At 38.4% G+C, this 2,633-nt stretch carries 1 protein-coding gene and 2 pseudogenes; all 3 read left to right on the top strand.

The features are described from left to right. Positions 1-220 precede the first annotated feature (220 nt). Positions 221-326: pseudogene (locus ARSQ2_RS15095) on the top strand (replication initiation negative regulator SeqA); the annotation flags it as partial. Positions 327-430: 104 nt separating this feature from the next. After that, positions 431-765 (top strand): annotated as a pseudogene (locus ARSQ2_RS15090) (replication initiation negative regulator SeqA); the annotation flags it as partial. Positions 766-830: 65 nt separating this feature from the next. After that, entirely contained in the window at positions 831-2,468 is a 1,638-nt protein-coding gene (gene pgm / locus ARSQ2_RS10740; protein WP_181995290.1) for a phosphoglucomutase (alpha-D-glucose-1,6-bisphosphate-dependent), read from the top strand. Positions 2,469-2,633 lie beyond the last annotated feature (165 nt).

Raw genomic sequence — 2,633 nt, 5'->3', positions numbered from 1 at the left:
GATGCGACACAGATATTTTGTTCGCACTCAATATGGTGTAATCAAAATTAAGTCGCTTAGCTATATTAAGATTAAGCTGTTTCTATACTCATTGAGAATCAACCCGAAAAACTTTTTATTAAAAGACTAAGCTTAAGTAATTGAAATATTCATTGTTTTGTTTTTTAAGTTTATATCTTATAATTGGCGGGTAATTTTAATTAAAACAGATTGAAATAACATGAAAACGATTGAAGTTGACGAAGAACTTTACCGCTATATCGCTAGTCATACCCAGCATATTGGTGAAAATGCATCGGTTATATTACGACGTCTATTAGAGTTTGACGTTAGTCAGTCGCATATTCCACTCTCGGTCAGCGTAAGTAATATAACGGCAGGAGTGAAAAAAGATAAAGCAGTTTTTTCCCATGATGCAGCAAGAGTAATACATGATTTATTGCTTTCCAAGAATTATGCAACTAAACTAAAAGAAAAGCGATTGATCGCTTTATGCTTATTTTATCCACTCTATACAATTTAAATAAACAAGCTTTTGTGGCAGCAACAGAATCAAATCATGGGAGGACGCGCATTTATTTTGCTAACGATAAAGAGACCTTATTGGCCAGTAGTAAGCAGACAAAACCTCGCCTGATACCGGATACGTCTTTTTGGGTAATTACCAATACCAACACCAATCGTAAACGCAATATGATTGAACAAATTATGCAAGATATGAAGTTTCCTGTTGAATTGGTTGAGAAGGTATGTGGTACTATTTAAAAAAATATTATTGGTCACTTAGTTATTATTGCTATGTGTACCGCTGTTGCTGCGGAGAGAAATAAGTGGCATTACATAAACGTGCTGGGCAATCTGCCCAACAAAGTGATTTAATAAATGTTGAACAGTTCGTCGCACAATATTATTCACTACAACCGCAAGTAAAAAATCCTGCTCATAGCGTTAAATTTGGTACATCAGGTCATCGTGGTAGTGCTTGTCGTCATAGTTTTAATGAGCAACATATTTTAGCGATTACCCAAGCTATCATCGAAGTTCGTCGATTAAATGGAATTACTGGCGCTTGTATAGTGGGAAAAGATACTCATGCTTTATCCGCGCCTGCTTTTATGACGGTTGTTGAAGTGTTGATCGCGAATGGCGTTGAAGTCATCGCGCAACAATACGATGGTTTTACACCAACTCCGGCTATTTCTCACGCTATATTGGATTATAATCGTCAGCATCAAGCAAAATCCGATGGTATTGTGATCACGCCTTCACATAATCCTCCAGAAGATGGTGGCATCAAATATAATCCACCCCATGGCGGCCCTGCTGATGAAGCACTAACGGTTAAAATTGAACGCCGAGCAAATCAATTTATTGCCAATCAATTATCAGCTATCCAACGTATCAATTATCAGGCCGCTATTAAAGATCCTCACTATAAACAACAAGATCTTGTTGAGCCTTATGTGGTTTCTTTGAGTGATGTTATTGATATGGCTGCGATCAAAAAAGCTGGATTAAAAATAGGTGTTGATCCGCTAGGGGGCGCCGGAATAAATTATTGGAAACGCATTGCTGAATATTATCAACTCGATTTAGAGTTAGTTAATGAACAAATAGATCCAACATTTAGTTTTATGCCTTTAGATCATGATGGTGTGATCCGGATGGATTGTTCTTCGCGCTCGGCGATGAAAGGGTTATTGGATTTGCGTAATAAATTTGATTTAGCTTTTGCTAATGATCCGGATTATGATCGTCATGGAATTATAACGCCAGTGGGATTGATGGATCCAAATCATTATCTAGCGGTTGCTATCGATTATCTCTTTCGCCATCGACCTCAATGGAAAAAAGAGGTTGCGGTGGGCAAAACATTAGTCTCTAGTGCCATGATCGATCGTGTGGTTGCCGATTTAGGACGTGAATTAGTTGAAGTACCGGTTGGTTTCAAATGGTTTGTTGATGGTTTATATCACGGTAAGTATGGTTTTGCTGGTGAAGAGAGCGCTGGTGCTGCTTTCTTACGATTTGATGGAACGCCATGGACGACCGACAAAGATGGTATCATTCTCTGTTTGTTAGCCGCTGAAATGAGGGCGGTGACAGGGAAAAACCCGCAGCAGCGCTATCAAGAACTTGCTCAGCGTTTTGGTGAACCTTGCTATAGTCGTATCCAGGCTAAAGCTAGCCATCAACAAAAACAACGTTTAGCTAAATTGTCTGCTGAAATGGTATCTGCAGATATGCTGGCCGGAGATCCGATTATTGCCCGCTTAACCAAAGCGCCAGGCAATGGCGCAGCGATTGGTGGTTTAAAAGTAATAACAGATTATGGTTGGTTCACGGCACGACCATCAGGTACTGAAGAAGCTTATAAAATTTACTGTGAAAGTTTTCGTAGTAAGGAGCATCTTAATTTAATTGAACAGGAAGCTATCCAGATTGTTAATCAAGTTATTGCAGATTGAGCAATTTATTATCCATTGCACCGTAAAATCCCATCCTTCCGGGGGTATGTAAAACGTGCTTTTCAGCTTATAGCTAAGCGTCTTAATTTTGATTACAAAATATATGTTTTTCTCCAATATAAATTTACTGATATAGAGTAATTACTTGTAATCATTTTAAAGTCG

This window comes from Arsenophonus endosymbiont of Bemisia tabaci Q2 (assembly GCF_902713415.1).
In the GTDB taxonomy this organism is placed as follows: domain Bacteria; phylum Pseudomonadota; class Gammaproteobacteria; order Enterobacterales; family Enterobacteriaceae; genus Arsenophonus.
This window is presented reverse-complemented; position numbering and strand designations above follow the sequence as displayed.